The organism is Streptomyces sp. NPDC051940 (genome assembly GCF_040680895.1).
GTDB lineage: Bacteria > Actinomycetota > Actinomycetes > Streptomycetales > Streptomycetaceae > Streptomyces.
Genome location: NZ_JBFAXR010000247.1, coordinates 1 through 4,564, shown reverse-complemented (window position 1 = coordinate 4,564; position 4,564 = coordinate 1). Strand labels below are relative to the sequence as shown.

General features: G+C 72.3%; 4 protein-coding genes and 1 riboswitch. All 4 genes read left to right on the top strand.

All coding sequences use genetic code 11. From position 1 onward, the window contains the following. Window positions 1-416 precede the first annotated feature (416 nt). Window positions 417-1,391, top strand: coding sequence for a nucleoside triphosphate pyrophosphohydrolase (locus AB0M28_RS39915; RefSeq protein ID WP_365415661.1), 975 nt, complete (start codon window positions 417-419; stop codon window positions 1,389-1,391). Beyond that, complete coding sequence (locus AB0M28_RS39910) at window positions 1,381-2,625, top strand: cytochrome P450 (protein ID WP_365415659.1); 1,245 nt, start codon at window positions 1,381-1,383, stop codon at window positions 2,623-2,625. Before AB0M28_RS39915 ends, AB0M28_RS39910 begins: the two co-directional genes overlap by 11 nt. 121 nt (window positions 2,626-2,746) lie before the next feature. Further along, a complete protein-coding gene (locus tag AB0M28_RS39905) occupies window positions 2,747-3,610 on the top strand; it encodes a transglycosylase family protein (RefSeq protein WP_365415657.1) in 864 nt (287 codons plus the stop codon). A 234-nt stretch (window positions 3,611-3,844) separates the two neighbouring features. Further along, window positions 3,845-4,052: riboswitch (cyclic di-AMP (ydaO/yuaA leader) on the top strand. Between the two features lie 83 nt (window positions 4,053-4,135). Then, a partial coding sequence (locus AB0M28_RS39900; RefSeq protein WP_365415663.1) for a transglycosylase family protein occupies window positions 4,136-4,564 on the top strand: 429 nt, incomplete at its 3' end.

Below are 4,564 nucleotides of genomic sequence, written 5' to 3'. Positions count from 1 at the left end.
TGCAGCGCCGTACGCGCGTCCGCCTGCGCGGTGTCGGCGGCGGCGTCGGCCTGCTCGGTGAGCGAGGCGTACTGCGACCGCACGTCCTGCTGCGCCAGCGGAGCCGACCGCTGGGCGGCGCCATGGCGCCGTCCCCCCGCGCTCCGCCCGGCAAGGCCCCTTGGGGCCGCAGAATCACTTCGATCCGCACCGGCAACCGTCCACGACACCACCCCCCGCCACAGGCGGCAACCGTCCACGACACCACCCCCCGCCACAGGCGGCAACCGTCCACGACACCACCCCCCGCCACAGGCGGCAACCGTCCACCACACCACCCCCCACCACAGGCGCAAACCCCCCACCACCCCCCACGCCCCCCCGGGCCCCCAGGCCCCGCGCCGCATCCCCGCCCCACGGCGATTAGCCTCGTTCCCGTGAACGACAACGGGCGCATCGTGCTGCTGACCACCTCCCACCGGGTCGCCCCCGGGCTGCTCTCCTGGCCTGCCTGGGAGGTGCTGCGGGGTGCCGACCGGGTGCTGTGTGCCGAGCCGGGGCATCCGCAGCTGCCGTATCTCCGCGAAGCGGGGGTCGACGTCACCGTGGGGGCGATCCCGGCCGCCCGTGAGGTGGTCGGGGTGTGCCGGGACGGCGGGCGGACCGTCGTCGTCGTGACGTCCGCCGAGGGCGACACCGCGCTGACCGACGGGCTGGCGCGGCTGGCCGGTTCGGGGCGGGAGGAGATGCCGGCGCTGGAGCTGATGCCGGGGTCGTACGACCTGCCGGGGGCGCGGCTGCTGGACCTGGTGCAGGTCATGGACCGGATCCGGGTGGAGTGCCCGTGGAGCGGCGGGCAGACCAGCGAGGGGCTGGTGAAGTACGGGCTGGAGGAGGCGTACGAGCTCGTCGAGGCGATCGAGCAGGGCGACCGCGAGGCGCTGCGCGAGGAGCTGGGCGACGTACTGCTGCAGGTCGTCTTCCACGCCCGGATCGCCGAGGACGACCCGGAGGAGCCGTTCTCCATCGACGACGTGGCGGGCACCATCGTGGAGAAGCTCGTCCGCCGCCACCCGCACATCTTCGGCGAGGAGAAGGCGGAGACCCCCGAGGAGGTCAAGGCGCACTGGCTGCGTACCAAGGCGGAGGAGAAGCAGCGCGAATCGGTGACCGAGGGCGTCCCGCTGGGCCAGCCCGCCCTCGCCCTGGCGGCCAAGCTGGCCTCGCGGGCGCGCACGGCGGGCCTGGACGTACCGCTGCCCGCGGACGCGACGGGCTTCAGCGCGGAGCTGCTGTCCCTGGCCGTACGGGCGGAGGCGGCCGGCACCGACCCGGAGACGGCTCTGCGCCAGGCCGCCCGCGCCTACCGCGAGGCGATCCGCGCGGCGGAGGCCGAGGGCCGTGCCGGCTGACGGCCCGCAGCCCGCGCTCTTCAGCCGGGAGTTCGCGAGCGACCCCTATCCCGCGTACGCCTGGCTGCGCGAGCACGCCCCCGTGCACCGCACGACCCTGCCCAGCGGGGTGGAGGCGTGGCTCGTCACCCGGTACGGCGACGCCCGGCAGGCGCTCGCCGACCAGCGGCTGTCGAAGAACCCCACCCGGCACGCCAGCGACCGGACCGGCATCCCGGGCGAGCGCGGCGCCGGGCTGATGACGCATCTGCTGAACATCGACCCCCCGGACCACACCCGGCTGCGCCGGCTGGTGTCCAAGGCGTTCACCCCGCGCCGCGTCGCGGAGTTCGCACCGCGGGTGCAGCAGCTCACGGACCGGCTGATCGACGGCTTCGCCGGCCGCGGCGAGGCGGACCTCATCCATGAGTTCGCCTTCCCGCTGCCCATCTACGCCATCTGCGACATGCTCGGCGTACCGGCGGAGGACCAGGACGAGTTCCGCGACTGGGCGGGCATGATGCTGCATACATCCGGGGGGCGACCCCCGGGCCCCCGGGGGGATCAGGGAAAGGGCCCGCGGGGCGGCGTCGCCCGCTCCGTGAAGAAGATGCGGGCGTACCTCGTCGAACTCATCCACCGTAAAAGGGACGATCTCGGCGACGACCTGATCTCGGGCCTGATCCGCGCGAGCGACCACGGCGAGCACCTCACCGAACAGGAGGCCGCCGCCATGGCCTTCATCCTCCTCTTCGCCGGCTTCGAGACCACCGTGAACCTCATCGGCAACGGCGTGTACCAACTCCTGCGCCACCCCGAGGCGATGGCGCGGCTGGCCGCCGAACCGTCCCTGCTGCCCTCCGCCGTCGAGGAACTCCTGCGCTACGACGGCCCCGTCGAACTCGCCACCTGGCGCTTCGCCGCCCAGGACCTCGAGATCGGCGGCCGGCGGATCGCCGAGGGGGACCCGGTCCTCGTCGTACTCGCCGCCGCCGACCGCGACCCGGAGCGCTTCGCCGAACCCGATCTGCTCGATCTGGCGCGGCGCGACAACCAGCATCTCGGTTACGGGCACGGCATCCACTACTGCCTCGGCGCCCCGCTCGCCAGGCTGGAGGGGCAGACCGCGATCGGCACGCTGCTCCGCCGCGCACCCGATCTCCGTTTCGCCGGGAATCCGGACGAACTGCGCTGGCGCGGCGGCCTCATCATGCGCGGACTGCGCACGCTGCCCGTGGAGTTCACGGCCGGATGAGTTCCGGGCGAGGTCTGTGATGTACGCGTTATCTCTGGGGCATCGACTTGTGATCGAGGAACCATCGCGACTATGTTCCCGTCCTACCCTCAAAACGTACGGCAGAACGAGAGGCCACTACATGCTCCCCGGGAACGGCCGCCACCGTCGCCCCAGACAAGCTCCTGCCATCGTCGTCACCGTCGGGGTCACCGGCGCGGGCATAGCCCTGCCGCTTCTGGCGGCGGCATCCGGTGCGTTCGCCCTCGACGCCAAGGGCACGGACAAGGTCGCCCAGTGCGAGAGCGACGCCCTGTGGAGTGCGGACAGCGGCGACGGCTACTACGGCGGACTCCAGTTGACCCCCGAGCAGTGGAACGAGTACGGCGGCCGCGACTACGCCGACCGCCCGGACCACGCCAGCCGCGCCCAGCAGATCGCCGTCGGCGAGAAGATCCTCGAGGACCTCGGCACCGAGGCGTTCCGCGAGTGCGTCGACGTCGGCGGACTGCGTCAGGACGCCGAGAACCCGGAGATCGACCCGGGCCGGGACTACCCCGACTTCGAGCGCCAGGACGCCGAGGCCAAGCGGGCCATGGCCGAGAACGCGGCGGCCGGGAACGGCGGCGGCAAGCACCGCGGCAACACGGACTCCGACGGCAAGGCCGGCAAGTCCGACCAGTCGGGCAACGGCAAGCACCGCGGCCAGTCCGCCGACGAGCAGGACCCCATGGAGGTCTCCGGTTCGGTCGGCGACCCGTCCGCGACCCCGTCCGCCGATCCGGTCCTCCCGGACGCGGTGTCCGGTGTCAGCCCCAGCCAGGCCGCGGCGAACGCGCAGGGCGGCCGGAGCAACGGCCAACCGAGTGACAATTCCTCGCAAAACGCCGCCGATGACGACCACGGCAACCCCTGGGACTCCGTGGGCGCGCTCGTCGACGAACTCCCGGACACCGTCCCGGACACCGTCCACCCTGGTCAGTCGGGCAAAGTGGGCCGGATGTGAGCCGAGGCCGCGGGTGGCGGGCGGATTCCGCCGCTTAGTGCATCGGAGGGAAATGGCGGGCTGCCGGGTTTTCCGGCGGCCCGTCGCCCGTTTTCCGGCAAACGGCCATCGACCTGCGCGTACAGGCCATTTGGCGGTATACGCGGGGAGATGCGACGCGTACCGGGGTTCTTTGAACACGGCATGTTTGTGTGCTTACCGTCACCTCGCCCGTCAACGGCGGGCACCGGTGGATCGCCTCGCCGAATCCTGTCGGCGTTCCCCGGACAACTGCGCAAGCACACCGCGGACAGGAGCGGGGGACCCAAGGTAAGCGCCGGACAGGTCCAGAACAGGCGGGACCGGCCCCGGCTAGGGGTGTAGCCGTGTGGGAGCACGCACGGCCGGGTACTCACAGGCCCGAACCCGACAGCTCACCTCGCAGGCGTCGGTGAGAAGTGAATGTCCATGATGCATTCAGCCCTTCCGGCCGGGGACGACAGCCGGAAACAGACGGCGGGTTCGCGCCCGCCGGTACGCAACCGCGTGGCCCTGTTCCTCGGCGCCACGGGCACCGCGATCGCCCTCCCCGTCTTCGCGGCGGGCCCCGCCGCGGGCGCGCCCATCGACACCTGGGAGAAGGTCGCCAAGTGCGAGTCGGGCGGCAACTGGTCCATCAACACCGGCAACGGCTACTTCGGCGGCGTGCAGTTCTCGCAGTCCAGCTGGGAGAACGCCGGCGGGCTGGCGTACGCGCCGCGGGCCGATCTGGCCGGCAAGAGTGAGCAGATCGCGGTGGCGGAGCGGCTGCTGCAGCTGCAGGGCCCCGGCGCCTGGCCGAACTGCGGCCCCGCGGCCGGGCTGCGGCAGGTCGGCCATCGGAGACACCTCTCTGGGCCTGGCGACGGTGTGAGGTCGTACGGAAGCGGCTACCCCTTCAACTCCCGCACCCCCCACCGCTACGCGGGCGACAAG